1 protein-coding gene is annotated in these 247 nt (G+C 73.3%); it reads left to right on the top strand.

Annotated features, from left to right (window positions below; translation table 11 throughout):
- A partial coding sequence (locus tag RZA33_RS19675) for an EamA family transporter (protein ID WP_317509986.1) occupies nucleotides 1–247 on the top strand: 247 nt, incomplete at both ends.

The raw sequence follows: 247 nt of genomic DNA on the forward strand, positions 1-247 counted from the left end.
CTCGACCCGGCCTTTGTCGCTTTCGGGCGCGCGGCAGTGGCGGGCCTGCTGTCCATCGGCTACCTGGCCTTGACCCGCGCGCGCCGCCCGCGCGGCCCGGAGTGGGCGTGGTTGGCCTTCACGGCCGCCGGCGTCGTGTTCGGCTGGCCGCTGCTGCTGGGTCTGGCGGTGCGGCGCGTCGATGCGGTGCATGCATCGGTAGTGTCTGGAGTGCTGCCGCTGTCGACGGCGGTGATCGCGGCATTGG

This window comes from Halovibrio sp. HP20-59 (genome assembly GCF_033052795.2).
Lineage (GTDB): Bacteria > Pseudomonadota > Gammaproteobacteria > Pseudomonadales > Halomonadaceae > Vreelandella.